This window comes from Streptomyces flavusporus (genome assembly GCF_046267975.1).
Taxonomy (GTDB): domain Bacteria; phylum Actinomycetota; class Actinomycetes; order Streptomycetales; family Streptomycetaceae; genus Streptomyces; species Streptomyces flavusporus.
The window spans coordinates 9,802,017-9,825,209 of sequence record NZ_CP176503.1 but is presented as its reverse complement, the minus strand read 5'-3'; the positions used below and the strand labels follow the sequence as shown (position 1 = coordinate 9,825,209).

21 protein-coding genes and 8 pseudogenes are annotated in these 23,193 nt (G+C 69.1%); 18 read left to right on the top strand and 11 right to left on the bottom strand.

Features of this window, described 5'->3' with window-relative positions; translation table 11 throughout:
• Positions 1-87: 87 nt before the first annotated feature.
• The 3 genes from ACKTSN_RS46435 to ACKTSN_RS46425 form a co-directional block, all read right to left on the bottom strand.
• On the bottom strand, positions 88-387 hold the full coding sequence (locus ACKTSN_RS46435; protein ID WP_409474562.1) for a sulfurtransferase TusA family protein: 300 nt from the start codon (positions 385-387) through the stop codon (positions 88-90).
• Positions 384-1,634: an MFS transporter gene (locus ACKTSN_RS46430; RefSeq protein WP_409474561.1), complete on the bottom strand. Its 1,251-nt coding sequence runs from the start codon at positions 1,632-1,634 to the stop codon at positions 384-386. The genes ACKTSN_RS46435 and ACKTSN_RS46430 overlap by 4 nt, the downstream gene beginning before the upstream one ends.
• A 320-nt stretch (positions 1,635-1,954) precedes the next feature.
• Complete coding sequence (locus ACKTSN_RS46425; protein ID WP_409467247.1) at positions 1,955-3,217, bottom strand: IS701 family transposase; 1,263 nt, start codon at positions 3,215-3,217, stop codon at positions 1,955-1,957.
• A gap of 103 nt (positions 3,218-3,320) precedes the next feature.
• Here ACKTSN_RS46425 and ACKTSN_RS46420 point away from each other — a divergent pair, with 103 nt between their 5' ends.
• A complete protein-coding gene (locus ACKTSN_RS46420; RefSeq protein WP_409474560.1) occupies positions 3,321-3,704 on the top strand; it encodes a VOC family protein in 384 nt (127 codons plus the stop codon).
• Between the two features lie 437 nt (positions 3,705-4,141).
• Positions 4,142-5,605, top strand: a complete 1,464-nt coding sequence (locus tag ACKTSN_RS46415; RefSeq protein WP_409474559.1) for an MFS transporter — start codon at positions 4,142-4,144, stop codon at positions 5,603-5,605.
• Between the two features lie 226 nt (positions 5,606-5,831).
• Here the strand turns inward: ACKTSN_RS46415 and ACKTSN_RS46410 are convergent, their stop codons facing one another.
• From ACKTSN_RS46410 to ACKTSN_RS46400, 3 genes are all read right to left on the bottom strand, one after another.
• Positions 5,832-6,173 (bottom strand): hypothetical protein, encoded by a 342-nt coding sequence (locus tag ACKTSN_RS46410; RefSeq protein WP_409474558.1) that lies wholly within the window; start codon positions 6,171-6,173, stop codon positions 5,832-5,834.
• Between the two features lie 131 nt (positions 6,174-6,304).
• Positions 6,305-6,949: a DUF6461 domain-containing protein gene (locus ACKTSN_RS46405; RefSeq protein WP_409474557.1), complete on the bottom strand. Its 645-nt coding sequence runs from the start codon at positions 6,947-6,949 to the stop codon at positions 6,305-6,307.
• 115 nt (positions 6,950-7,064) lie between these two features.
• Positions 7,065-7,394, bottom strand: a complete 330-nt coding sequence (locus ACKTSN_RS46400) for a hypothetical protein (protein ID WP_409474556.1) — start codon at positions 7,392-7,394, stop codon at positions 7,065-7,067.
• A 50-nt stretch (positions 7,395-7,444) separates the two neighbouring features.
• Here ACKTSN_RS46400 and ACKTSN_RS46395 point away from each other — a divergent pair.
• The 7 genes and pseudogenes from ACKTSN_RS46395 to ACKTSN_RS46370 form a co-directional block, all read left to right on the top strand.
• A pseudogene (locus ACKTSN_RS46395) lies at positions 7,445-7,823 on the top strand (alpha/beta fold hydrolase); the annotation flags it as partial.
• A gap of 11 nt (positions 7,824-7,834) precedes the next feature.
• Positions 7,835-8,232, top strand: a pseudogene (locus ACKTSN_RS47605) (IS30 family transposase); the annotation flags it as partial.
• 177 nt (positions 8,233-8,409) lie between these two features.
• Positions 8,410-8,817: a YciI family protein gene (locus ACKTSN_RS46390; protein WP_409474555.1), complete on the top strand. Its 408-nt coding sequence runs from the start codon at positions 8,410-8,412 to the stop codon at positions 8,815-8,817.
• Between the two features lie 8 nt (positions 8,818-8,825).
• Positions 8,826-9,971 carry an RNA polymerase sigma factor gene (locus ACKTSN_RS46385; protein ID WP_409475102.1) on the top strand — a complete coding sequence of 382 codons (1,146 nt, stop codon included), beginning with the start codon at positions 8,826-8,828 and terminating at the stop codon, positions 9,969-9,971.
• Between the two features lie 43 nt (positions 9,972-10,014).
• A pseudogene (locus ACKTSN_RS46380) lies at positions 10,015-10,284 on the top strand (transposase); the annotation flags it as partial.
• A 24-nt stretch (positions 10,285-10,308) separates the two neighbouring features.
• A pseudogene (locus ACKTSN_RS46375) lies at positions 10,309-10,716 on the top strand (cytidine deaminase); the annotation flags it as partial.
• 127 nt (positions 10,717-10,843) lie between these two features.
• Positions 10,844-11,800: an IS5 family transposase gene (locus tag ACKTSN_RS46370; protein ID WP_409467219.1), complete on the top strand. Its 957-nt coding sequence runs from the start codon at positions 10,844-10,846 to the stop codon at positions 11,798-11,800.
• On the opposite strand, the gene ACKTSN_RS46365 is transcribed toward ACKTSN_RS46370, so the two are convergent.
• Both ACKTSN_RS46365 and ACKTSN_RS46360 read right to left on the bottom strand, forming a co-directional pair.
• Positions 11,748-12,299 (bottom strand): hypothetical protein, encoded by a 552-nt coding sequence (locus ACKTSN_RS46365; protein ID WP_409467218.1) that lies wholly within the window; start codon positions 12,297-12,299, stop codon positions 11,748-11,750. The two genes, ACKTSN_RS46370 and ACKTSN_RS46365, sit on opposite strands and share 53 nt — an antisense overlap.
• A gap of 764 nt (positions 12,300-13,063) precedes the next feature.
• Positions 13,064-13,204: a hypothetical protein gene (locus tag ACKTSN_RS46360; RefSeq protein WP_409475142.1), complete on the bottom strand. Its 141-nt coding sequence runs from the start codon at positions 13,202-13,204 to the stop codon at positions 13,064-13,066.
• Here ACKTSN_RS46360 and ACKTSN_RS46355 point away from each other — a divergent pair.
• The 7 genes and pseudogenes from ACKTSN_RS46355 to ACKTSN_RS46325 all read left to right on the top strand — a co-directional run.
• Positions 13,170-13,385: pseudogene (locus ACKTSN_RS46355) on the top strand (integrase core domain-containing protein); the annotation flags it as partial. The gene ACKTSN_RS46360 and the pseudogene ACKTSN_RS46355 sit on opposite strands and share 35 nt — an antisense overlap.
• Positions 13,386-13,471: 86 nt before the next feature.
• Entirely contained in the window at positions 13,472-14,317 is an 846-nt protein-coding gene (locus ACKTSN_RS46350; protein ID WP_409474554.1) for a DUF6193 family natural product biosynthesis protein, read from the top strand.
• A gap of 691 nt (positions 14,318-15,008) precedes the next feature.
• Positions 15,009-15,749 (top strand): SDR family oxidoreductase, encoded by a 741-nt coding sequence (locus ACKTSN_RS46345; RefSeq protein WP_409474553.1) that lies wholly within the window; start codon positions 15,009-15,011, stop codon positions 15,747-15,749.
• 59 nt (positions 15,750-15,808) lie between these two features.
• Entirely contained in the window at positions 15,809-16,708 is a 900-nt protein-coding gene (locus ACKTSN_RS46340) for an SDR family oxidoreductase (RefSeq protein ID WP_409474552.1), read from the top strand.
• Positions 16,709-16,768: 60 nt separating this feature from the next.
• Positions 16,769-17,101 (top strand): nuclear transport factor 2 family protein, encoded by a 333-nt coding sequence (locus ACKTSN_RS46335; RefSeq protein ID WP_409474551.1) that lies wholly within the window; start codon positions 16,769-16,771, stop codon positions 17,099-17,101.
• A gap of 89 nt (positions 17,102-17,190) precedes the next feature.
• Positions 17,191-17,811: a TetR/AcrR family transcriptional regulator gene (locus ACKTSN_RS46330; protein WP_409474550.1), complete on the top strand. Its 621-nt coding sequence runs from the start codon at positions 17,191-17,193 to the stop codon at positions 17,809-17,811.
• Positions 17,812-18,109: 298 nt separating this feature from the next.
• Positions 18,110-18,958, top strand: coding sequence for an IS5 family transposase (locus ACKTSN_RS46325; RefSeq protein ID WP_409467250.1), 849 nt, complete (start codon positions 18,110-18,112; stop codon positions 18,956-18,958).
• Here the strand turns inward: ACKTSN_RS46325 and ACKTSN_RS46320 are convergent.
• Positions 18,906-19,451 (bottom strand): hypothetical protein, encoded by a 546-nt coding sequence (locus ACKTSN_RS46320; protein ID WP_409467249.1) that lies wholly within the window; start codon positions 19,449-19,451, stop codon positions 18,906-18,908. The genes ACKTSN_RS46325 and ACKTSN_RS46320 overlap by 53 nt on opposite strands.
• Before the next feature lie 125 nt (positions 19,452-19,576).
• Between ACKTSN_RS46320 and ACKTSN_RS46315 the strand changes: the two are divergent.
• Both ACKTSN_RS46315 and ACKTSN_RS46310 read left to right on the top strand, forming a co-directional pair.
• A pseudogene (locus tag ACKTSN_RS46315) lies at positions 19,577-20,122 on the top strand (transposase); the annotation flags it as partial.
• A 52-nt stretch (positions 20,123-20,174) separates the two neighbouring features.
• Positions 20,175-21,334 (top strand): annotated as a pseudogene (locus ACKTSN_RS46310) (IS30 family transposase).
• Between the two features lie 35 nt (positions 21,335-21,369).
• Here ACKTSN_RS46310 and ACKTSN_RS46305 read toward each other — a convergent pair.
• Positions 21,370-21,483, bottom strand: a pseudogene (locus ACKTSN_RS46305) (IS630 family transposase); the annotation flags it as partial.
• A 95-nt stretch (positions 21,484-21,578) separates the two neighbouring features.
• Positions 21,579-22,829 carry a group II intron reverse transcriptase/maturase gene (gene ltrA / locus ACKTSN_RS46300; RefSeq protein ID WP_409468519.1) on the bottom strand — a complete coding sequence of 417 codons (1,251 nt, stop codon included), beginning with the start codon at positions 22,827-22,829 and terminating at the stop codon, positions 21,579-21,581.
• Positions 22,830-23,193: the final 364 nt, after the last annotated feature.

Sequence of the window (23,193 nt, the reverse complement as noted above, 5' to 3'; positions counted from 1 at the left end):
CGCCACCGATCGGGCCGGCGACGGGACGCGGCGACGGAAGTGAGTGTCAAAGACCAGACACGTTCTTCCGGAGAGAAGCGCCAGATCTCATCGTGCAGTCCGCTGCCATGGCGCATCAGGACAGGTGGGGTGCGCGTCGGCGGCGAGCCGCAGCCCATACATCGACTGGCCCGTACCAGTGACGGGCCCGAGGTATTGGTGTCCGGTCAGGTGGCACCAGGCGGGCAGGTCGAGCGGTGCGGCGGGGTCGGTGGCGATGACGTGGACGACGGTGCCCGGTGCCGCCCCGTCGATGGCCCGGCGCAGGCGCAGCAGGAGGGTGACGCAGAGCAGGCCGGTGCCGTCGACGGTGAGGTCGGCTTCGGCGGGCGGGGTGGGCCGGCTCACCGGCTGCTCGCGGTGGCGGCAATGGCGGGCAGGACGGCGAGGGCGAGGACGCCGCCGGTGAGGGCGAGGACGGCGTAGCCGGCGGCGGAGACGACGAGGCCGGAAGCGAGGCCGCCGGTGGCGCCGGCGATGGCGATGGAGACGTCGACCATGCCCTGTGTCTTGGCGCGGGTGGCCAGCGGCACGGCGTCGGTGATCATCGCGGTGCCGGAGACGAGGCCGAGGTTCCAGCCCAGCCCCAGCAGGGCGAGCGCCAGGGCGAGCAGGGCGACGGAGTCCGCGGGCGCCGCGGCGGCGGTGATTCCGGCGGCGAGGAGGGTGAGGCCGGAGGCGGCGGCGATCGCGGTACGGCCGTACCTGTCGACGAGCCAGCCGGTCAGCGGTGAGGGCAGGTACATGGCGCCGACGTGGATGGCGATGACGAGGCCGGACGCGGCGGTGCCATGGCCGTGGTCGTGCATGTGCACGGGGGTCATCGTCATGATCGCGACCATGACGAGCTGGGTGAGGATCATCGTCAGCGCGCCCGTCATCAGCCCGGGACCCCGCCTGTGTGCGGGGGCCGGCTCGGCGACGTCACCCGTCGTCCGCCGCTGGAGGTCGAGGCTGCGGGCGAGCAGCAGGGGGTCGGGGCGCAGCCATACGGCGAGGACGAGGGCGGCCAGCGCGTAGGCGGTGCCGGAGAGCAGGAACGGCCCGGCCAGGATGGGGATGCCGAGGGTGTCGGCGAGGGTGCCGGTAGGTGCGGCGAGGTTGGGGCCGACGACGCCGCCGAGGGTGGTGGCGACCAGGACGGTGGAGACGGCGCGGGCGCGGTGGGCGGGGGCGGCGAGGTCCGCTCCGGCGTAGCGGGCCTGGAGGTTGGTGGCGGTGCCGGCGCCGTAGACGAACAGGGCGACGAAGAGCAGCACGGGGTTGTCGGCGACGGCGGCGGCGATGACGCCCGCGCTGCCGACGGCGCCGGTCAGGTATCCCGCGGCCAGGCCCGGTCGGCGGCCCCGGGCCTGGGAGATGCGGCCCACCGCGACGGCGGCGAGGGCCGAGCCGGCGGTGAACAGGGCGCTGGGCAGGCCCGCGAGGTCGGTGGAGCCGAGCATGTCCTGCGCGAGCAGGGCTCCGACGGTGATGCCGGCCGCGAGCCCCGCCCCGCTCAGAATCTGGCTGCTGACCAGGACGGCGAGGACGCGGCGCTGGGCCTCGGGCCGGGGGGATATACCGGCAGGGGTGGCTGAGGCGGTGCTCGTCACGGGCGGTTCGCTTTCCCTACTCATGGCCCGGCTAGTGCCGCGGCAGGCAACGTTTGCCCGTCAAGGAGCGGCGTCCGGTGCGTGCTCTCGGCGTGCCGGCCGGAAGTCCTCGTACTGGACGTACTTGGGCTTTCGGCCGGTGCGGCGAGAGGGCGTGCCGGGCGTCGCGACGGGGCGAACGTTGCCTGCCGCGGCACTAGTAGGGCTTTGTTAGGTCCTGTGGTGGGGTTCGGGTGCTGGTGCGGGTTGGCCGCATATCGAGCAGGCGCCGGTCCAGGTGGCCAGGAGGGCCTGGAGTTCGCGGAGGACCGCGTAGAGGGTCAGGCCGGCGCAGGGGCTTTTGGGTCGAGCCTGAGCATGGTGCAGAAGGCCTGGGCGAGGGACGCGAGGGTGACGTGGCGGTGCCAGCCGAGGTAGTTGCGGCCCTCGAAGTGGTCCAGGCCCAGACCGTCCTTGAGCTCGCGGTAGTCGTGCTCAACTCGCCATCGGATCTTGGCGATTCGTACCAGTTCGCGCAGTGGGGTGTCGGCGGGAAGCGTCGAGAGCCAGTAGTCGGTTGGCTCGGCGGAGTCGGGTGGCCACTCGACGAGCAGCCAGCAGTCGGGCAGGGAGCCGTCGGCGGCGCGGCGGATGGTGCGGTTGGCCGGTCGGACCCGCAGGGCCAGGAACTGCGAGCGCATCTCGGCGTTCGGGTTGCGTCTGGTGGCCTTGCTGCCCTGGCGCCAGGTGACGGTGCGGGTGGCCGCTCGGCCGACGGCCAGGGCCAGGGCGCGCAGGGTGGTGTGCGGTTGGGGGTAGGCGGACACGGGAGGGCGGCCCTGCCCGGAGTACGGCGGGCGTTGGGGTGTGGCATTGCCGGGGTGCGCGGTCGTGGTGGCTTTGACCGCGACCGCGTAGGTCAGGCCGCGCTCGGTCAGGCCCTCGCGAAAGCCGGTGGCGTCGCCGTATCCGGCGTCGGCGGCGACCGGAAGGTCGGGCAACTCCCAGTTGTCGCGCACCTCGTCGAGCATGTCCAGCGCCAGGCGCCACTTCTCCCGGTGCCGCTCGGTGTCCGGGATTCCCGCCTTGGCGCGGCGGCGCCGGATCGCCTCGGCCATCAGCGCGTCCTCGCCGTACTTGGTGTCGTCCCAGCTCTCGGGCAGGAACAGGCGCCAGTCGACAGCCGATGACGCACGGTCACTGACCAGGTTCACACTGACGCCGACCTGGCAGTTGCCGCGCTTACCCAGGGCGCCGCAGTACATCCGCGCCACCCCCGGTGAGTCGTAGCCGTCCTTGGGGAAGCCGACATCATCGATCGCGTACGCCTCGGGAGAAATGTGCGCGGCAGCCCAACGGGCCAGCCGCTCACGGACCTTGGAGTAGTCCCAGGTGGACGATGAGACGAACTGCTGCAGCTGCTGGTGGTCCACGCCCAGGCGCTCGGCCATCGGCTGCATGGACTTGCGCTTGCCGTCCAGCATCAGCCCGCGCAGATACAGCTCGCCCTTGGCCCGCTGGTCCCGACGCGCCAGCGAACCGAGCATCTCCGCCGCGAACGCCTCCAGGCGCGGGCGGACCGTCTCCATCTCCTCAGGTGTCACACCTGACAGAACATCACAATCTACCTGACGATGATCAATCGGGGTACCTAACAAAGCCCTACTAAAAGTAGGGGGAGGATGTCAACTACGTACACTGACGGGCATGGCATGCCGCATCAGTGAGCTGGTCATCGACTGCGCCGACCCCGACCGGCTCGCCGCATTCTGGAGCGAGGTCCTCGGCTACGTCGAACTCGGCCGGGAGGACGACGGAAGCATCGAGATCGGGCCGCCCGACGCCGGCTTCGGCGGCCCGCAGCCCACCCTCGTCCTCAGCCCCAGCAGCGCCCCGCGGACCGGGAAGCTCCGACTGCACATCGACGTCAACGCCACCGACCGCGACCAGGACGCCGAGCTGGAGCGGCTGCTCGCTCTCGGCGCCAGGCCCGCCGACGTCGGCCAGACCGGCACCGAGAACTGGCACGTCCTGGCCGACCCGGAAGGCAACGAATTCTGCCTCCTGCACACCCGGCTCCAGCCCCTCTGACCACGTGCGTCCTGGCGCCGAGCCGCTCGGCCGCTCGAGTGAGGCCGCGGGTTTGCTCGTCGGCGTCAGCGCCCGAGCTTGCGCTTGACTTCCGCCTTGTTCATCGACGAGCGGCCGCGGATGTTGCGGCGGCGGCCTCCGCGTAGAACTGGCCGTAGGCGGGGCCGCCGGCACCGGAGCGGGAGCGCCGGCCGCCCCGTTTGCTGGAGGACATGTCGCGAGTGGAGGTGCGGCTCGCGGTGCGGGCCTGGGCCGGGGCCTCGAAGACCGGTCGCCTGAGCGCCGTCTGACGAGCGTGGGTCGTTGACGGGATGGTGCGGGCGAGCTGTATAGGGTCTTGGCAACCGTCCTTTCGGCGGGGGCACGCCCGCCCGGAGCAGACGGACTTTCCCCAGCAGGCCCCAGCGCAGACTTGACCGATCATCAGGAGTGCTGCCGTGCCACCCAGACAGACGTCATCTGCGCCCGGCAGCCTCGGTTGGAACCGTGAGACAGCGACGCTGACGCTCCTGTCCTTCGCCATGCTGATCGTTTCGCTCGACCAGTACATCGTGGTAGTGGCACTGCCCGATATCGCACGCGACCTTGGCTATTCCGTGCAGACGCTGCAGTCGGTCATCAGCGCCTATGCAGTAGCCTCGGCCGGCTTTCTACTGTTCGGCGGGCGTGCCGCTGACCTGCTCGGACGACGCCGAATCCTGGCCACCGGCCTTGCACTCTACGCCGGGGCATCGCTCGTAGGAGGACTCGCAACCAGCACCGGAATGCTCCTCGCCGCCCGAGCATTCCAAGGTCTCGGCGGGGCGCTCGTTTTCCCCACCACCCTCGCGATCATCAACACCACCTTCGTCGAAGGCCACGCCCGCAACCGCGCATTGGGAATCTGGGGAGGGTCAGGCGCGGCAGGACTCGTCATCGGCGTGCTGCTCGGCGGTCTTCTCACGCAGGCGTTCGGCTGGGAAGCGGTCTTCCTCGTGAACGTCGCCCTGGCCGGCCCTGCGCTGCTGCTTGCCTTCGTTCTGATCCCCCGGGATGGTGAACGCGAAAGGGGCCGCACGTTCGACCTCTCCGGTGCGCTCAGCGTCACTCTCGGTGTCACGCTCATCGTGTTCGCCCTCGTGCAAGGCCCCGGACTCGGCTGGCTTTCGCCGGGCATCCTGGTCAGCGCAGCGGCGGGCCTACTGCTGACCGGAGCCTTCGTCATCATCGAGCGGCGTAGTCACGATCCGCTCATGCCACCCCGGCTGCTCTCCAACCCCAACCTGATCACCGGCGTCGTCATCGCGTTCATGTTCATGGCGACCTTCGGCTCCGTGCTCTACTTCCTGTCCATCTACTTCCAGGAAGTTCTGGGCTACGACGCTTTGCAGACCGGCGCCGCCTTCCTCATCCCCACGGCAGTGGTGGTGGCCGGTTCGACAACCGCAGGCCACTTCGTGACACGGTTCGGACTCAGGCGCACGCTGGCCGCAGCCCTCGCCGTCGGTGCGCTCGGGGCGGTCGCACTCGCTCTCGCGATCTCGCCGAACGGCACATATATCGAACTCATCCCCGGCCTTGTGGTGCTCAGCATCGGCGACGGGATTGTCTTCACCACCATGTTCATCGCCGCCGCCACCGCAATCCCCGACCGACAACAAGGCACCGCCTCCGGCATCGCCTCCACCGGCTCAGGCGCGGGCGCAGCCGTCGGCCTCGCCATCCTCGTCCTGGTAGCGACTGCCGGCCTCGATGGCCTTACCGGTGAACAGCTTCGAATCGCCACCGCCGACGGGATCAGCACCACGCTGTTCGTCGTGGCAGGCGGAATCGTGCTGACCCTCCTCGTCGCCCTGCGCCGATGCCCGACATCTCCCGAACCGAAACCCACCCCCGTCCCCTACCAGACCCGACGCTGCTGACAACCTCCCGGAGGTGTCTCCAGGGGGTGTCGACCGTCGCTGCCTCAGCCCACCGTGACTGCGGCCGATCGGGACGGCGAGGCATACCTGTTCCTGGGTGAGGTTGCGGTGGACGCGGGCGTAAAAGGAATTCACAAAGGCTGGCGACGAATGGGCTTCCATCTGTCGTCACTGACCAGGCGTTCCCGGGCAGCCCACACCCACCGGCTCCTCAACAGACCAGAGTTCAGCTGCCGCCCGACTTGATCCATCGCCATTTAACGACGCAGACCACGACGGGCGCGACGAGCATGGCCAGCATCCACGAGCCCACACTCGCCGGCGAGTAGATGTAGTAGCGCCACTGCTCCGGCAGGGGCGACGGCGCGAGCAAGAGCACGATCAACGCAGCCCACGTGACCAGCACTGCTGCCGCCATGCGCACTGCCGCCATTCCCATCGGCCCCCTCGACGACTGCTCGTCTCCTGCAGACGCAGGATAGAGCCAGCGAGATGACCACGCTGCGGCCGGTGTGACCACGGCGCCGAAGCCGTCCTGCACAGCTCCCTTCACCGGACCGAGTTCCACGCTGCCCCTTTGGTACGGCATCGGCTTCGCCGTTCCATGCTGCTGGCCCCGTGTCGTCTGGGTCACGTCCGTGGACGTGACCGATGCTGCTGCCCTTGGGGCGCCTATCGGATCTCTGAGCACGCTCGTGGTCACCAGGAGGACGGAGGTGAGGTGCGGGTGACCACGGCAGGAAGCTGCCCGCGCTCGATCACCTGCCGCGGCAGTGACAGCCCGAAATGCTCACCGGCGACTTTCAACACCCGGCGCTTCTCTTCGACAGGCGACAGCTCCTCGTCCTCGCCAAGCGGGTCATCGATGCAGTCTTCCGGCGGGATGACTCCGGCCGCTTCCAGCGCCGGGCGCAGCAGGTCAGGCTGGGCTCCGGCGGGGTCATAGCCGAAGCCCAACTCGAAGTGCAGCTGCACCTCACCGTCGGCGAGGTACCGGAAGAAGGAGGGCGGATCGTCCGGCCGTGGGTCGAATATCAGCACCTCGGCGCCGCCGCGGGACACTGCCGGGTCGAGCGACCAGCCTTCGCTGCCCCCGCACTCCACGATGAACGACCAGCCGCCGCTTTGGCCGATGCGGCCGACGCAGTAGATCTGCGCGAGGTCGACCATGCGGGACGCTTCCTGGATGGTGAGGGCAGGCCCGACCTCGACAGGCTCATGGTCGGCCATGCGTTCGGCCAGCTGCTGAGGGCTGAGGCCGCGGGCGCAGGTGATGTACAGGTCGGTGGCGTTCAGGTTCGCGCTGTGCCAGGCATCGGCGATCCATGCAAGGTGGTCGGGCATTGCCGATTTCTCCTTCCGTACACAACGTGGGGCTGGTGGGCACAGCGAGAACCCGGTGCTGTGCCCCACCAGCGGTCAGCAACCTGTCACGGCTTGGGAACCGTGCAGGCCACGGTCACCTTGGACGCATCGCAGTGCGCGAACTGGGGAAGTCCACCCAGCACGGGTCCTTGTCCAGCATGCGGTACTTGGTCGAGAAGCCCGAGCTGAACGCTCCCCCCATCGAGGTGGAGTTGATCCATCCCGACATGGCCGAGCGGCCACACACCTCCGTCCATGTCGGAGCAGCCTCACGGACGTCGTCGTACAGGTGCCATTCGCCCTGCTTGACCCGGGTGGCATAGGTCTGCACGCAGTCGTTGCCGGTGTCGACCTCGTCATGCCGCCTATGCTGGCGGGCATGCCGCCGGAGTTGTAGGTAGAGGCGTAGGCGAACTCGTCGCACGACGCCTTGTCGCCCGAGCTGATCTCGGGAACGGTGGTGGCGTCTGGGGCGGCGGCATACTGCGCGACCGCTTCCCCGCCGGCCGGCGTCCGGCCTGGCTCAGCGAACACGACCTCGACGTCTATGCCGGAGAGTTCGAACGCACCGGCATGGCCGGCGCCCTGAACCGCTACCGGAACATGGACCGCGACTGGGAGAACCTGGCCGACTTCCACGGAGCCGCCATCACCCAGCCGTCGCTGTTCATCGGCGGCAGTCTGGATGCCTCCACCACCTGGCTGGCCGATGCCATCACGGCGTACCCCATGACCCTGCCCAGCCCTGCCGCCTCGCACGTCCTCGACGGCTGCGGCCACTTCATCCAGCAGGAACGCCCCCCTGGAGACCAACCAGATCCTGACCGACTGGCTCGCCTCTCTCGCCATCTGACGCACGGCCCGGAGTCCAAGCTCGCCCTCTGCTGGTCACCCGAGCAGATAGCGGGCTGGCTGCGACGCCAGTTCCCCGGCGACGCAGCCATGCAGATCTCTCATGAAGCGATCCATCTCTCGCTCTACGACCGCGCCGCCGCCAGGCGATCGACCGCAGCCTCACCCAGAAGCTGCGGTCTGCGCGACCCGTGCGCTGCCCGAAGGTGGCCCCGCCGATCCACCGGAAGGGGTGTCATCCGCGCCATGGTGCCCATCAGCGCCCGCCCTGCCGAGGTCGAGGACCGCAAGGTCCCCGGCCACTGGGAGGGCGACCTCGTGATGGCACACGCCCCTCGGCCGTCGCCACGCTCGTCGAGCGCACCAACCGCTACACGGCCATCGTCGCGCTGCCGGACGGCATCAAGGCCGTGCTCCGTCTCGCCCTCGCGCCACGCCGTGGACCCGGACACCGCGAGACGGCTCACCCAGGCTCTTCCACGGGAGCCAGAAAAAAATCGGCTGGCGATGTCGAGAACCCGTGATCGGCTCCGTCCCCGAGGTGAACGCGACCACAATGGGTCGCATCAGCACCGAGGAGAGACACGATGGCCAAGTACCTGCTGCTCAAGCACTACCGCGGCGCCCCGGCAGCGGTCAACGACGTGCCCATGGACCAGTGGACGCCGGAGGAGATCTCGGCGCACATGCAGTACATGCACGACTTTGCGGCCCGGCTGGAGCAGACCGGCGAGTTCGTCGACGGTCAGGCGCTCGCCCCCGAGGGGACGTGGGTCCGGTACGACGGTGAGGGGCGCCCGCCGGTCACCGACGGCCCGTTCGCCGAGACCAAGGACCTCATCGCCGGCTGGATGGTGATCGACGTCGACAGCTACGAGCGCGCCGTCGAGCTGGCCGGGGAGCTGTCGGCGGCCCCCGGGGCGGGCGGGAAGCCGATCCACGAGTGGCTCGAGCTGCGCCCGTTCCTGGCCGCGCCGCCCACCATCACGGAGTGACCTCATCGATGGACGAGGCCCTGATCCGGAGCCTCACGCCGAGCGTGCTCGCCGTCCTCGTCCGCCGCGGAGCCGACTTCGCGGCGGCCGAGGACGCCGTGCAGGACGCGCTGGTCGAGGCGGTCCGCGTCTGGCCGGCCGACCCGCCGCGGGATGCGAAGGGCTGGCTGGTCACCGTGGCCTGGCGCAAGTTCCTCGACCAGGCCCGGACGGACGCCGCCCGCCGCCGGCGTGAGGACCGCCTCGACGAGGAACCGGCACCGGGGCCCGCGCCCGCGGCGGACGACACGCTCCAGCTCTACTTCCTGTGCGCCCACCCCTCGCTGACGCCGTCGTCGGCCATCGCGCTCACGCTGCGCGCCGTCGGCGGGCTCACCACCCGCCAGATCGCCCGGGCCTATCTGGTGCCCGAGGCGACCATGGCCCAGCGGATCAGCCGCGCCAAGCGCACCGTGGCCGGCGTGCGGTTCGACCAGCCCGGCGACGTCGCCACCGTGCTGCGCGTCCTCTACCTGGTCTTCAACGAGGGCTACTCCGGCGACGTCGACCTCGCCGCCGAGGCCATCCGGCTCACCCGGCAGCTCGCCGCCGCGGTCGACCACCCCGAGGTGGCGGGGCTGCTCGCCCTCATGCTGCTCCACCACGCCCGGCGCGCCGCCCGGACCGCGCCCGACGGCAGCCTGGTGCCGCTCGCCGAGCAGGACCGCGGCCGGTGGGACACCCACTCGATCGCCGAGGGCGTCGAGATCCTGCAGGCGGCCCTCGCCCGCGACCGGCTCGGCGAGTTCCAGGCCCAGGCCGCCATCGCCGCCCTCCACGCCGACGCCCCCACCGCCGAGGAGACCGACTGGGTGCAGATCGTCGAGTGGTACGACGAGCTCACGCGCCTGACCGACAGCCCGGTCGTCCGGCTCAACCGCGCGGTGGCCGTCGGCGAGGCCGACGGACCGCGCGCCGGCCTGGCGGCGCTCGCGGCGCTGGACGACTCCCTGCCCCGCCACACCGCGGTGGCGGCGTACCTCCACGAGCGCGACGGCGACCTGGCGACGGCGGCACGGCTGTACGCCGAGGCGGCCCACAAGGCACCCAACCTCGCCGAGCGCGACCACCTGACACGCCAGGCCGCCCGGCTCAACACCCACCGGCGCCGCTGACGGGTCGCGCTCGGATTTTCCCGCGGCCCCGTGGCCAGAACGGTCGCCTCACAGTGAGACCGGCAAGAAATGCCGCCGGGTTGCCGACTGGGCCGAGGCCACCAACGTCGAGATCGCCTACACCCTGACCAACTCCTCCTGGCTGATCCGCATCGAGGCCCAGTTCACCGCCCTGCGCTACTTCACCCTCGACGGCACCGACCACCCCACCCACAAGGCCCAGACCCGTATGATCCGCCGCTACATCATCCGGCGGAACACGCACACCGCCGATATTCGCTTGCGCACCATCGTCGCTCGCGCCAACGTCGCCCGACACCGCACGAAGGCAGAGAAGATGACCACACATCCCCACCCCGTCGACCACGAACTCATCCAGGCCGCAGCCCACGTCGCGCGCACTCGATGCCGTGGCGACAACCACACGATGGCGGCCGCGGCCCGCACCCGGGACGGCCGGATCGTCACCGCGGTGAACGCCTATCACTTCACCGGCGGCCCCTGCGCCGAGTTGGTCCTCATCGGCACGGCGGCGGCCCAGGGCACATACGAGCTGGACACGATCGTGGCCGTGGGCGACCGCGACCGGGGAGTCGTTCCCCCATGCGGCCGGTGCCGCCAAGTCCTTCTCGACTACTTCCCAGCCCTGAAGGTCATCGTCGGCGCAGGCGACCGTCTCCGAACCGTCTCCATCACCGACCTGCTCCCCGAAAGCTACGTCTGGGCCGACCACCAACTCGACGCTGAGCAAACCACGCCACTCAGAAGCCGTCTCTCAACCGATCTTGGAACGTGCAGATCGAACGGAGTTCCTGGTCGGGTGATCTTCCGGCCGTACGCGCATGAAGGCAGGGCCTCCTGGTAGCTCGGGGGTGCGACCCCAATCCGAGCGGTTCCCGGAGGCCCTGTTGTCGTTGTTGTACGCGCCCGAGCCCGCCCACTTCAACTCGCCCGCCGTGTCGTGCGATTGCCTCGCGCACGTGTACGGCAACGCGGCCGATCATCCCGATCGGGTGCGCCGGTATCCGTCGGACATGACGGACGCGGAGTGGGCGGCCATCCGGCCGTTGCTGCCGGTGCCGGCCTGGCTCCAAGGCAGAGGCGGGCAGCCCGAGGGGTATTGCCACCGCCAGATGCTGGACGCGATCCGCTATTTGGTCGCGGGCGGGATCTCCTGGCGGGCGATGCCCGCGGACTTCCCCGCATGGGGCCGGGTCTACGCCTTCTTCCGCCGTTGGCGCGAGCACGGGCTGATCGCCGAGTTCCATGACCGGCTGCGCGGGAGGGTCCGTGAACGCGAGGGCCGCCAGGCCGAGCCCACGGCGGGGATCATCGACGCGCAGTCGGTGCGGGCCGCCGCGACGGTGCCGGCCTCCTCACGCGGCTACGACGGCGGGAAGAAGGTGCCGGGCCGCAAACGGCACATCGTGACCGACTGCCTCGGCCTGCTCCTGGTCGTCGCGGTCACCGCCGCGAACATCGGCGACCGCGACGCCGCGGCCGGCCTGCTGAGACGGCTGCGCCGCCTGCACCGCGACATCACCCTGGTCTGGGCCGACGGAGGCTACACCGGCGGCCTCGTCGACTGGTGCCGGGACAAACTCGCCCTGACCTTGGAGATCGTCAAGCGCACCGACGACATGACAGGGTTCGTGGTGCTCCCCAGACGCTGGGTGGCGGAGCGCACGTTCGCCTGGCTGATGAACTCCCGCCGTCTGGCGAGAGATTACGAGACGCTGCCCGCTTCCAGCGAGGCGATGATCCGGTGGTCGATGGTCACGCGGATGAGCCGGCGCCTGGCGCGGCCACGGGCCGCCGGCCGGCGCTGAACGCTCCCGACGTCTCCTGCAGCAGCCACCCGCGCTCCGCCAGGCGCCTGGCCTTCGAGCGCACCCCCTCGACCTTCGCCGGTGTCGTCCCCAGGCCCAGCTGAACCGCGACCTCCTTGGCCTTCGCCGGTCCCTCGCCCGCTGAGCGCCGCTCCTCCAGCACGCCCAGAATCCGCTGATAGTCCGGCGCCAGCACCGTCACCGGCAGCCCGTCCCGCCACGGCGGCACCGTCGAGCCCGGCACCGGCACGGTCGATGGCGCCCTTTCCTGCTCCGCCCCGCTCTCCGTCACCGCAGTGGACTCGGCCGCAGACACAGCCAGGGCCTCGAGCAGCTCCTCCCGCGCGATCACCCGCCGGTCCAGCTCGATCTCCGCGGCCTCCAACACCTCAGCCAGCCGAGCGGCTTCCTCCCGCAGACCCTCCACCCGCACACGGGCAGCCGCCTCCCGCTCCTCCAGCATTCCCAGCACCGACGCCACCGCGCACCCCTCGGTCATGAAGCGGACACAAGACGCCGCATCCCTCCCTCACCCCGAGCGAAACCATTCCTGACCAGCAAGGATCAACCGATCACGTTCGGTTGAGAGACGGCTTCTCAGCACAAGCTGACGCCAGGCAGCAACAGGGCGAACGCTGTCTGATGCGGCATCAGCACGACGCCCATGCCGGGCAGGCTGCGGATCACAGTTGCGTGCGGGTGCTCGTAAGAACCGGGCCTCGATCCGGTCGCCGAGCTCGGAGATCTCTTCTTCGAGGGCCATCACCCCCTTCGCGAGGCGGGCCACCATCGAGGCGGCCGACAACTCGCCGGGTAGTGCGGTGCGCTGGGACCTGAGCCGCCTCGACGGCGGCCTGGGCGAGTGCGGCAGCACCATTGACCATGCGGATCTATTCGGACCAGGGAGCTTGACCGGTTTTGGGTCGGCTCGTCGAACCACTCCCAAGTCGGCGCTCTGCAGAGGGGGTGGAGGGACAAGAGGCATCAGGTTTGTCCAGGCGGCAGCAGGTGCACACACACGGTGAGGCCGCAATCTGGGGGCGCCAACGATCCGTTCCGGCCACCTCCTCCGCCCGCTCCCCACCTCCACCCCCGCCCGGGGCCACCACTGTCCTACCCGTAGAGGGGTTCTACTGTGTCCGCGGTGTCCTGAGGAGGAACGTCTTCAACTGGGCCGCATGGCCCGCCATCGCGACCTTCCACGGCTGAGGGTCCTGGTCAGCGATCTCCCGCCAACTACGCATCGCAGCGGTGGAGAAGGCATCAAGGGCGGCCGCAGTGGCCTCGCGCCACGACGGGACGCTGCGCCCAGTCGACCACCTCCTCGGCGGTGTGGCCGGCCTCCATCAGCCGAACCGCCAGGACGTGCAACGCGCTCGCCGAGTCCTTCAACGCGACCTGCAAGCGGGAGACGCTCCAGGGCCGCAGTGCCTGGGCCGACGAGCGCGAAGCACGCCTCGACCTGTTCCGCTGGCTGCACCGCTACAACACCCGACGCCGCCACTCCAGCCTCGGACAACGCAGTCCCATCGCCTACGAGACAGCAGTCGACCCAACATCAACTATCCTGGCCCCAGCCGCATAGCCCGTGTCCAAGATTCCGGGTCAAGCCCCGGACGGCTGCGTGCAGAGCGACCATGGCCCTGGACCGCCATCCGCTCCCAGGTGGTCATGCGCGCTGCCTGCGACGCGCAACGCCAGCACCCCCGCCACCAGTTCATCGGCCTGTGCCTCGCGCTTCCGGCACAATCAGAGGTTGTGGCCGACCACCCTGATCCAGTCGTGCTGTATCCCGACATCGCGGCCCGAGGCAGCCTCGGCGCCGCGCTCCGAGCAGTGGCGGAAGAGGGCGGTTTCTCCATCCCCGTCACGGCCTCGGCTTCCAGCCCATTGATCCATGCCACCGTCGCGAGCACGCTGCCGCATCGCGAGGCTCTGCTCGTCCGCTCGTGGGCGATCAAACGGCGTTGGTCGATCCGCGGTGAGGAGTCGTTCCAAGGCATGGCACTCATCGACGGCGACACCGAGGATCTGGCGCAGGTCGTCAGGGCCGCGCAGGCGTGGCACGACGGGGTCGCTCTGAGCGAGATCCGGAAGGCTGCTGCGTTCGTGCACCTGACCGGCCGCTTCGAGGTGCCCGACCACGATCCGGTGCACCTGACCGAATCCGAGTGGCAGCATCTGCGCACCGAGGCAAGGGAATTGGAGCGACCCGGAAATGCCTATCATGCGCTGGTCGAGGCGGCATATGCCGAGTCGGCACTACGGGGTCTCTACCCGTTTACCAGCCACTGGACGCTGCGCTTCTCGACCACCACCCGCCCGCACTTGACCATCTACGGGCCGTGTCTGCTCGCGCATGACGTCGACCGGTACACGGTCAGCGCGAAGCTCACGGGCACGGACGCCCTCGCCCAAACCACCACGACGCAGGAGGCAGTGGCGGCAGCCGTGCGCTATCTTCCTCACCGCCCTGGCCCTGTCACGTCCGGAGCGGTCCGCGCCGACAGTCGGTGATCGGTCTGCTCCGACGTGATCAATGTGGGGCCGGCCTGCGGCGAGGTGTCAGGGAAGCTGCTTCGCAGCCCGACAAAGCGCTGTCAGTGGCCGGGGTGACACTGGCGCCAGGAAGACTTCCTCGTTCGCCGCAGTCAATTCAGCCGAGCACATCGCCTGGGGTCAGAAGACTTTCGGCATCACCATCAAGGTCGTCCCCCGTCCCAAGGACACCGACGGCTTCGTCGTGCTGCCGATGAGGCGGATGGTCGAACGGTCGAACTCGTGGACGATGCGAGCGCCATGCAACGCAGGGGACTACGAACGCCAGATGTCCCACGCGGAAGCCTGCATCCCATGGGCGTTCATCACGCTGACGTCCCGCCGTGCCGGCCCGGCCACACCATCGACCCGAGGCGGCTCCGGCCACCCTCGCAGCCGCCGCCTGAGCCCTCCGCCTCCGTTCGGACGCCATCCAGCGACGCGCAACCGAACGGCAAACCGCATCACCACCCAACTTCACAGCTCGGTGACCTGCGGAAAGGGGATGTGACACAGCTCTCACGTCCGGGACCAGGTGACGCGACCGTCCCGGACACGGCCCTGGGCGGTCCACGCAACCCAGAAAGACCCCTCCCCCTGATATGGACGCTGCGTTCATTTCATGCTTATATGTACGTGGCGTTCATTTGAAGGCTCGAAGGGAGAACTCATGAGCACCCCCCTTACCGATCGCGTCGCGCTGATCACCGGCGGCTCGGGCGGCATCGGCCGTGTCGTGGCCGAGCGGCTTGCCAAGGACGGGCTCGCGGTCGCCGTACAGTACGCGGGAAACCAGGCCAGGGCCGAGGACACCGTGGCCGCGATCACCGCGGCCGGTGGCAGGGCCCTCGCAGTGGGAGGCGATGTCGCTGACGAGACCGCGATGAGCGCGGCGTTCGACGTGGTCGAGTCGGCCTTCGGCGGTATCGACGTGGTCGTGAACACCGCCGGCATCATGATCCTGGCGCCGATCGCGACGTTCGACCTCGCCGACCTGGACCGGATGCACCGCACGAACATCCGCGGCACCTTCGTGGTCTCCCAGCAGGCGGCGCGGACGGTCCGCCCGGGTGGCGCGATCGTCAACTTCTCGACCTCGGTGGTCCGCACCCAGCTGCCGACCTACGGCGCCTACGTCGCCAGCAAGGCCGCAGTCGAGGGCCTGACCCTCACCCTGGCCCGTGAGCTGCGCGGCCGGGACATCACCGTCAACGCCGTCGCGCCCGGCCCCACCGCCACCCCGCTGTTCCTGGACGGCAAGGACGACGCCACCATCGCGAACTTCGCCCGGGCGACCCCGCTCGAGCGGCTGGGCCGGCCAGAGGACATCGCCGAGGTCGTCTCGTTCCTTGCCGGCCCCGCGCGCTGGGTCAACGGACAGATCATCTACGCCAACGGCGGCCTCGCCTGACCCCTGCCGCACACGCAAAATCCCGCTCCCCGCTGTCACTGATGAAAGGAACCACGTCCATGTCCGCCACCGGCAACGTCGTCGTCATCACCGGCGCCTCCAGCGGTTTCGGGGCTCTGACCGCCCGCGCGCTGGCCGACGCCGGCCACACGGTCTACGCCGGCATGCGCCAGACCACCGGCCGCAACGCGCCCCAGGTCCAGGCCGCCGCCGACTACGCCAACGAGCACAACGTCGACCTGCGCTCCATCGAGCTCGACGTGAATTCCCAAGACTCGGTCGACACCGCCATCGCAGGGATCGAGGCCGAGCACGGCCACATCGACGTGCTGATCCACAATGCCGGGCACATGGTGACCGGGCCGGCCGAGGCGTTCACCCCCGCCCAGCTCGCCGAGCTCTACAACGTGAACGTGCTGTCCACCCAGCGCGTCAACCGCGCCGCGCTGCCGGGCATGCGCCGGCACGGACAAGGACTGGTGATCTGGGTGTCCAGCACCAGCGTCAAAGGTGGCACCCCGCCCTACCTCGCCCCCTACTTCGCCGCCAAGGCCGGCATGGACTCCCTCGCGGTGTCCTACGCCGGCGAACTCGCCCGCTGGGGCGTGGAAACCTCGATCATCGTCCCCGGCTCGTTCACCAGCGGCACCAACCACTTCGCCCACTCCGGCCACCCCGACGACACCACCGTCGAGGCCGAGTACGAGACCAAGTACGCCGGCCTGCTGGACCAGGTGGCGACCAAGCTCGCCGGCCTGGCCCCCGAGGGCGCGAGGGCGTCGCTGGTCTCCGACGAGATCGCCCGCATCGTCGCCCTGCCCGCCGGACAGCGCCCCTACCGCGTTCACGTCGACCCCGCCAATGACGGATCCGAGGAGGTCTCCGAGATCGCCGACCACATCCGCCGCGAGTTCCTCACCCGCATCGACCTCGCCGACCTGCTCACCGTCCAGCGCTGAAACCCGGGCCCGGGACGTCAGCCCTCCATCCCGGCTCCACACACCACCGAGGCAATCACCATGACCACCATCGAAACCCCGGCCGCCATCCAGACGTTCATCGAGGCGACCAACCGCGGCGACGCCGAGGCATTCGCCGCCGCGTTCACCCACGACGCCAACCTCAACGACTGGGGACGCGAGTACCACGGTCGCGACGGCGTGCGCGACTGGGACCGCACCGACAACATCGGCGTACAGGCACACTTCGAGCTGGACGCGATCGAGCCCGGCTCGTCCTCCGACACCTATGTCGCGACCCTGACCGTGACCGGCAACGGCCACAACGGCACCGGCCCCATGACATTCCACCTGCGCGACGGGCTGATCGCGAGCCTGCGGATCACCCCGTGACACCGGGCGCGACGCGACCCACCGACTCGACCGCGGGCAGTACACACCGAGAAACTGACACGACCCCCAGCAACCGAGCAGGAGCACACGTGGCGAACAAGGCGAACGGCCCCGCTGCCAAGGAAGGCAACGGTCGCGGACGGGGGCGCCGGCCCGCGGACGAGGTCCGAGCAGACGTCCTGCACACCGTAGGGGACCTGCTGCTCACCGAAGGCATCGCCGACCTCACCTTCGAACGCGTCGCCAGGGCCTCGGGCGTCAGCAAGACCACCCTGTACAAATGGTGGCCCTCCAAAGGAGCGCTCGCCCTGGACGGCTACTTCCACGCCGTCCGGGAAACGCTCGCCTTCCCCGACACCGGAGACATCCGCGCCGACCTGCTCACCCAGCTTCGCGCCTTCGCCCACGTCATGACCCAGACCCCAGGAGGGCGAGTACTGGCCGAGCTGATCGGCGAGTCACAGACAGACCAGGACCTGGCCACCGCCTACCGGAAGCTGTACTCATCGCACCGACGCCGACTGGCAGCAGAACGCCTCCACCGAGCTCAGGAACTCGGCCAGATCCGCACCGACATCGACGTGCAGGTCCTCGTCGACCAGCTCTGGGGCGCCGTCTACCACCGACTACTCATCCCCGACGAACCTGTCACCGACGACTTCATCGTCGCGCTCGTGAACAACCTTCTGGACGGAATCCGCCAGAAGTAGTGCGGTGGTGCCCGCAGTGATGACGGCGGCGCGGTGGTCGGTCAGCCGCCTGCCCGGATGGGTCTGTACGGTCTTCGGTGTAAGAAGCCGTATCTCAACCGATCATGGAACGTGCGGGTCGAACAGGTTTCCCGCCGGGGTGATCTTCCCGTTGTACGCGCATGAAGACAGGGCCTCTCGGTAGCTCGGGGATGCGAATCTAACCGAGCAATGCCGGGAGGCCCTGGTGTCGTTGTTGTACGCGTCCGAGCCCGTCCAGTTCAACTCGGCTGCACCATCGTGTGATTGCCTCGCGCACGTGTACGGCAACGCGGCCGATCATCCCGATCGGGTGCGCCGGTATCCGTCGGACATGACGGACGCGGAGTGGGCGGAGGTCCGGCCTTTGCTGCCGGTGCCGGCCTGGCTGCAGGGCAGAGGCGGGCAGCCCGAGGGCTATTGCCACCGCCAGATGCTGGACGCGATCCGCTATTTGGTCGCGGGCGGGATCTCGTGGCGGGCGATGCCCGCGGACTTCCCCGCATGGGGCCGGGTTTACGCCTTCTTCCGCCGCTGGCGCGAGCACGGGCTGATCGCCGAGTTCCATGACCGGCTGCGTGGGACGGTCCGTGAGCGCGAGGGCCGTGAGGCCGAGCCCACGGCGGGGATCATCGACGCGCAGTCGGTGCGGGCCGCCGCGACGGTGCCGGCCTCCTCACGCGGCTACGACGGCGGGAAGAAGGTGCCCGGGCGAAAGCGGCACATCGTGACCGACTGCCTCGGCCTGCTCCTGGTCGTCGCGGTCACCGCCGCGAACATCGGCGACCGGGACGCCGCGGCGGGCCTGCTGCAGCGGCTGCGCCGTCTGCACCGCGACATCACCCTCGTCTGGGCCGACGGCGGCTACACCGGCGGCCTCGTTGGCTGGTGCCGGGACAAACTCGCCCTGACCTTGGAGATCGTCAAGCGCACCGACGACATGACAGGGTTCGTGGTGCTCCCCAGACGCTGGGTGGCAGAGCGCACGTTCGCGTGGTTGATGAACTCCCGCCGTCTGGCCCGTGATTACGAGACTCTGCCCGCTTCCAGCGAGGCGATGATCCGGTGGTCGATGGTTACGCGGATGGGCCGGCGTCTGGCACGTCCACGGGCCGCCGGCCGGCGCTGAACATCCCCGACGTCTCCTGCAGGAGCCACCCCCGCTCTGCCAAGCGCCTGGCCTTCGAGCGCACCCCCTCGACCTTCGCCGGCGTCGTCCCCAGGCCCAGCCCCACCGCGATCTCCTTGGCCTTCGCCGGCCCCCTGCCCGCTGACCGCCGCTCCTCCAGCACGCCCAGAATCCGCTGGTAGTCCGGTGCCAGCACCGACACCGTCAGCCCGTCCCGCCAGGGCGGCACCGTCGAGCCCGGCACCGGCACCGGTGAGCACGCCGTTTCCTGCTCCGCCTCGGTCACGGCAGTCGCCTCGGCCGCGGACGCGGCCAGGGCCTCGACCAACTCCTCCCGCGCGATCACTCGCCGGTCCAGCTCGATCTCCGCGGCCTCCAACACCTCAGCCAACCGCGCGGCTTCCTCCCGCAGACCCTCCACCCGCACGCGGGCAGCCGCCTCCCGCTCCTCCAGCATTCCCAGCACCGACGCCACCGCGCACCCCTCGGTCATGAAGCGGACACAAGACGCCGCATGCCTCCCTCACCCCGAGCGAAACCATGCCTGACCAGCAGAAATCAAGGGATCGCGTTCGGTTGAGATACGGCTTCTAACTCCTGATCAAGGAAGAGCACCTGATGAGCGACGTGACTGCCTCTGTCGAGGCGGTTGAAGAGGTCCGGCCGGTCGAGCTGTCGGCGGATCTACTGGACGACCAGTTGATCGGGCAGTTGGTCGACCGGGCCCGCGCGAGCGGACTGCAGTTGACCGGCGAGGGCGGACTGCTTCAGCAGTTGACCAAACGCGTGCTGGAGTCGGCTCTGGAAGGCGAGATCACCGACCACCTCGGCTACGAGAAGCCTGACCCGGCCGGCGCTGGCAGCGGGAACTCCCGCAACGGTGTCCGCTCCAAGACCGTGCTGACCGACGTCGGTCCCGTCGAGATCACGGTGCCGCGGGACCGGGACGGCAGCTTCGAGCCGCAGATCGTCAAGAAGCGCCGGCGCCGGCTGACCGGCGTCGACGAAATGGTCCTGTCGCTGTCCGCGCGGGGTCTGACGCACGGAGACATCTCCGCCCACCTGGCCGAGGTCTGTGGCGCGAGCGTGTCCAGGCAGACCATCTCGACCATCACCGACAAGGTCATGGACGGGATGTCCGAGTGGCAGAACCGGCCCCTGGACCCGGCTTGAGTTCTATCGGTGGTTGCGAACGCCTCGGAAGGAGAGCGTTCGGATGCCGGAGTACGCCCCCAACAAGATGCCGACCGCGGTGAAGAAGCGGTACTTCGAGCTGCTGCGGGAGGGCTACAAGGGTGCGGCTGCCGCCCGAGTGGTTGGGGTATCCGCCAGCTGTGGTTCGAACTGGTTCATCGAAGCTGGAAGCATGATCGTCCCCGACCCCGGCCGGTATCGCCGCGCTTCCTCACCCAGAACGACCGCATCGCCATCGCCGACGGCCTGCACGCCAAGCAGACCGTCAAGGAGATCGCCGCAGCCATCGGCAAGAGCTTTCAGACCGTCTACCGGGAGATCAAGCGCAACGCCAAGCCGGACGGCAGCTACCACCCGTGGTGGGCGCACAACCAGGCCCTGCTGCGGCGCCACCGCCCGAAGGAGGAGAAGATCCGCGGCAGCGAGCCGCTGCGGACGCTGGTACGCGAGAAGCTCACCGAGAAGTGGTCACCGCAGCAGATCGCGCGCTACCTGGCCCGCGAGTACACGAACGACGCGGCGATGCGGGCCTGCCCGGAGACCATCTACCGGGCCCTGTTCGCCGGCCTCCTCGGCCGCCGCGACGCCAAGCTCCGCACCGGCCGCACCCGTCGCAGGAAGCAGCGCCGAGGCGTCCCCACCCTGAACAAGATCAAGAACATGACGCTGATCCATCAGCGCCCTCGGGAGGTCAACGACCGTAAAACTCCCGGGCATTGGGAGGGCGCCCTCGTCATCGGCCGCGGACAGAACTCGGCGATCGGCACCCTGGTCGAGCGCACCACCCGCTACGTCCACCTGATCCACCTGCCGCACGGATGGAAGGCCCCGCAGGTCCGCAACGCGCTGATCACGCAGACCGCCCACATCCCGCCCCAGCTCAGGAAGACGCTCACCTGGGACCAGGGGCGCGAGCTGACGCTGCACGAGGAGATCGAGGCGCTGACGGGCTTTCGGATCTACTTCTGCGACCCGCGCTCGCCCTGGCAGCGCGGCACGAACGAGAACACGAACGGCCTGCTGCGGCAGTACTTCCCCAAGGGCACCGACCTGTCCGGACACACCGCCCGGGACCTCCGTGAGATCGCCCGACAGCTCAACCGTCGACCCCGCATCGTGCTCGGAGACAAGACCCCCGCCGAGGCCATGCGAGAATCCCTGACAGGCCCATTGACCAGGTGATTCGCAACCACTGCTGGAAACCGCCTGTGCGGGCACACGTCGAACGCGGCGAACAAGGTGGTCAGGCCGTTGCGGACGTAGTCGTGGGTGCGCCGCTCGGGCATGCCCGGCATTATCGGCAGCACCGGCTGAGACCGGTCCAGGGCCTGGGTGAGTCGGCGGCGGGAGTTTCACCCGCCGCCGCTCTCAGAACCGTGCGTAAGCCTCTCGGCTTACACGGCTCCCATCGTCCAGTCGTTCGCGGTCACGGCTTGACGAACTTCCAGTGGGCGAAGAGTCCGGGGAACCGCCTGGCGTGACGGCTCAGGGCTTCACGCGCTCTGGCTCGTTTCCGTTTGAACCGCTTGTACTTGCGGACGAGCCACCGCACCAGGTAGTCGTTGATGCGGTTGAGGCTGGGGTACAACGCGGACGGATGGAAGCGCCCGAAGTAGTTGATCCAGCCCCGCACGACCGGGTTGATCTCCCGGGCGAGCTGCTCCAGGGTCGTCTCACTTCGCAAGTGCAGCCGCCAGCGGCGGATCTGCACCCGGATCTGCTTGGCGGCCTCGTCGCTGACGGCCGGGTTGAAGCCGAAGAAGAAGTCTCCGCGCTTCGTCCGGAGTTTCCGTACGCGAAACCCGTACCCCAGGAACACGAACGAGGTGTGCTCGGCCAAGCCACGCCTGTTCCTGTCCCTGCAATACACGATGCGGGTCTTCTGGGGATGCAGTTGCAGCCCCCCGCAGTCGGCCAGCCGCCCGGCGATGGCCTCACGCATCTGATGCGCCTGGACCTCGTTGCGACAGTGGACCACCACGTCATCGCAATAGCGCTCGAACTGGACGCCAGGGTGCTCCCGGGCCATCCAGGCGTCGAACGCGTAGTGCATGAACAGGTTGGACAACACGGGTGAGACCGCCGAGCCCTGCGGGCTGCCGCGGTCCCGGGCTTGCAGGCTGCCGTCCGGCCGCTGGAGCGGGGCCTTGAGCCACCGCTCCACATACAGCAGGACCCACCGCTGGTCGGTGTGGTGCGCGACCGCCTTGAGGACGAGATCATGATCGAGGTTGTCGAAGAAGCCCCGGATGTCCAGATCGATCACCCAGTCCGTCTTCCAGCACCGCTCCCGGCACACCGCGACCGCATCCAGCGCACTGCGGCGGGGCCGGTAGCCGTAGGAGTCCGGGTGGAACACAGGTTCCACCAGCGGCTCCAGCACCATGGCCACCACCGTCTGCGCGATTCTGTCCGCAACCGTGGGCACACCGAGGATCCTGACCCCGCGTCCTCCCGGCTTGTCGATCTCCACCATCCGCACCGGCGGCGGGAAGTAGCAGCCCGACGACATGCGATTCCACAGCTTGTAGAGGTTGCCCCGCAGGTCAGCCTCGAACTGCTCGATCGACTCGCCGTCGACGCCCGCCGCTCCCTTGTTGGCCTTGACCCTCAAGTACGCCTCGAACACCAGGTGTTTCGAGATCCCGAACGACTTTGGTCCGCTCGTCCGGCTCATCCCGGGCACTCCGGTTGACCGCCAAACAGACCCGGACGACCCGTCCCCTTCGCTCCACCCGCATTACCGGGCTTCACCACTACTACGAGACGGTCCGCCCCCGTGCCCCGCTTCGGTACTCGGCCCCTCGCGGTCTTGTCCGCTTGGAGCACTCCCTCTCGCCGCCGGCCCACCGGGCCGACCGCAGTATCGGGGCGACAGGTTCCCACGTTCCGTGCAAGAGCCCGGGCCAGGCTCGCGCCGCCTCCATGCCGGACGCCATCCGGGCAGTCGGCAGGCTCCCCCCGGACTTGTCCCGGAGCCCAAATCATGCCCCGGTTTCGACGCCATTGAAGAAAGTTACGACACGTCGTCAGCGGTTCGC

Excerpts from the sequence above, each read along its gene's own strand:
- ACKTSN_RS46420 (WP_409474560.1), top strand. The coding sequence starts at position 3,321 with ATGGCATGCCGCATCAGTGAGCTGGTCATCGACTGCGCCGACCCCGAC.
- ACKTSN_RS46405 (WP_409474557.1), bottom strand. The coding sequence starts at position 6,949 with ATGCCCGACCACCTTGCATGGATCGCCGATGCCTGGCACAGCGCGAAC.
- ACKTSN_RS46390 (WP_409474555.1), top strand. The coding sequence starts at position 8,410 with ATGGCCAAGTACCTGCTGCTCAAGCACTACCGCGGCGCCCCGGCAGCG.
- ACKTSN_RS46385 (WP_409475102.1), top strand. The coding sequence starts at position 8,826 with ATGGACGAGGCCCTGATCCGGAGCCTCACGCCGAGCGTGCTCGCCGTC.
- ACKTSN_RS46365 (WP_409467218.1), bottom strand. The coding sequence starts at position 12,299 with ATGACCGAGGGGTGCGCGGTGGCGTCGGTGCTGGGAATGCTGGAGGAG.
- ACKTSN_RS46350 (WP_409474554.1), top strand. The coding sequence starts at position 13,472 with ATGCGCGCTGCCTGCGACGCGCAACGCCAGCACCCCCGCCACCAGTTC.
- ACKTSN_RS46345 (WP_409474553.1), top strand. The coding sequence starts at position 15,009 with ATGAGCACCCCCCTTACCGATCGCGTCGCGCTGATCACCGGCGGCTCG.
- ACKTSN_RS46340 (WP_409474552.1), top strand. The coding sequence starts at position 15,809 with ATGTCCGCCACCGGCAACGTCGTCGTCATCACCGGCGCCTCCAGCGGT.
- ACKTSN_RS46335 (WP_409474551.1), top strand. The coding sequence starts at position 16,769 with ATGACCACCATCGAAACCCCGGCCGCCATCCAGACGTTCATCGAGGCG.
- ACKTSN_RS46320 (WP_409467249.1), bottom strand. The coding sequence starts at position 19,451 with ATGACCGAGGGGTGCGCGGTGGCGTCGGTGCTGGGAATGCTGGAGGAG.
- ltrA (WP_409468519.1), bottom strand. The coding sequence starts at position 22,829 with ATGAGCCGGACGAGCGGACCAAAGTCGTTCGGGATCTCGAAACACCTG.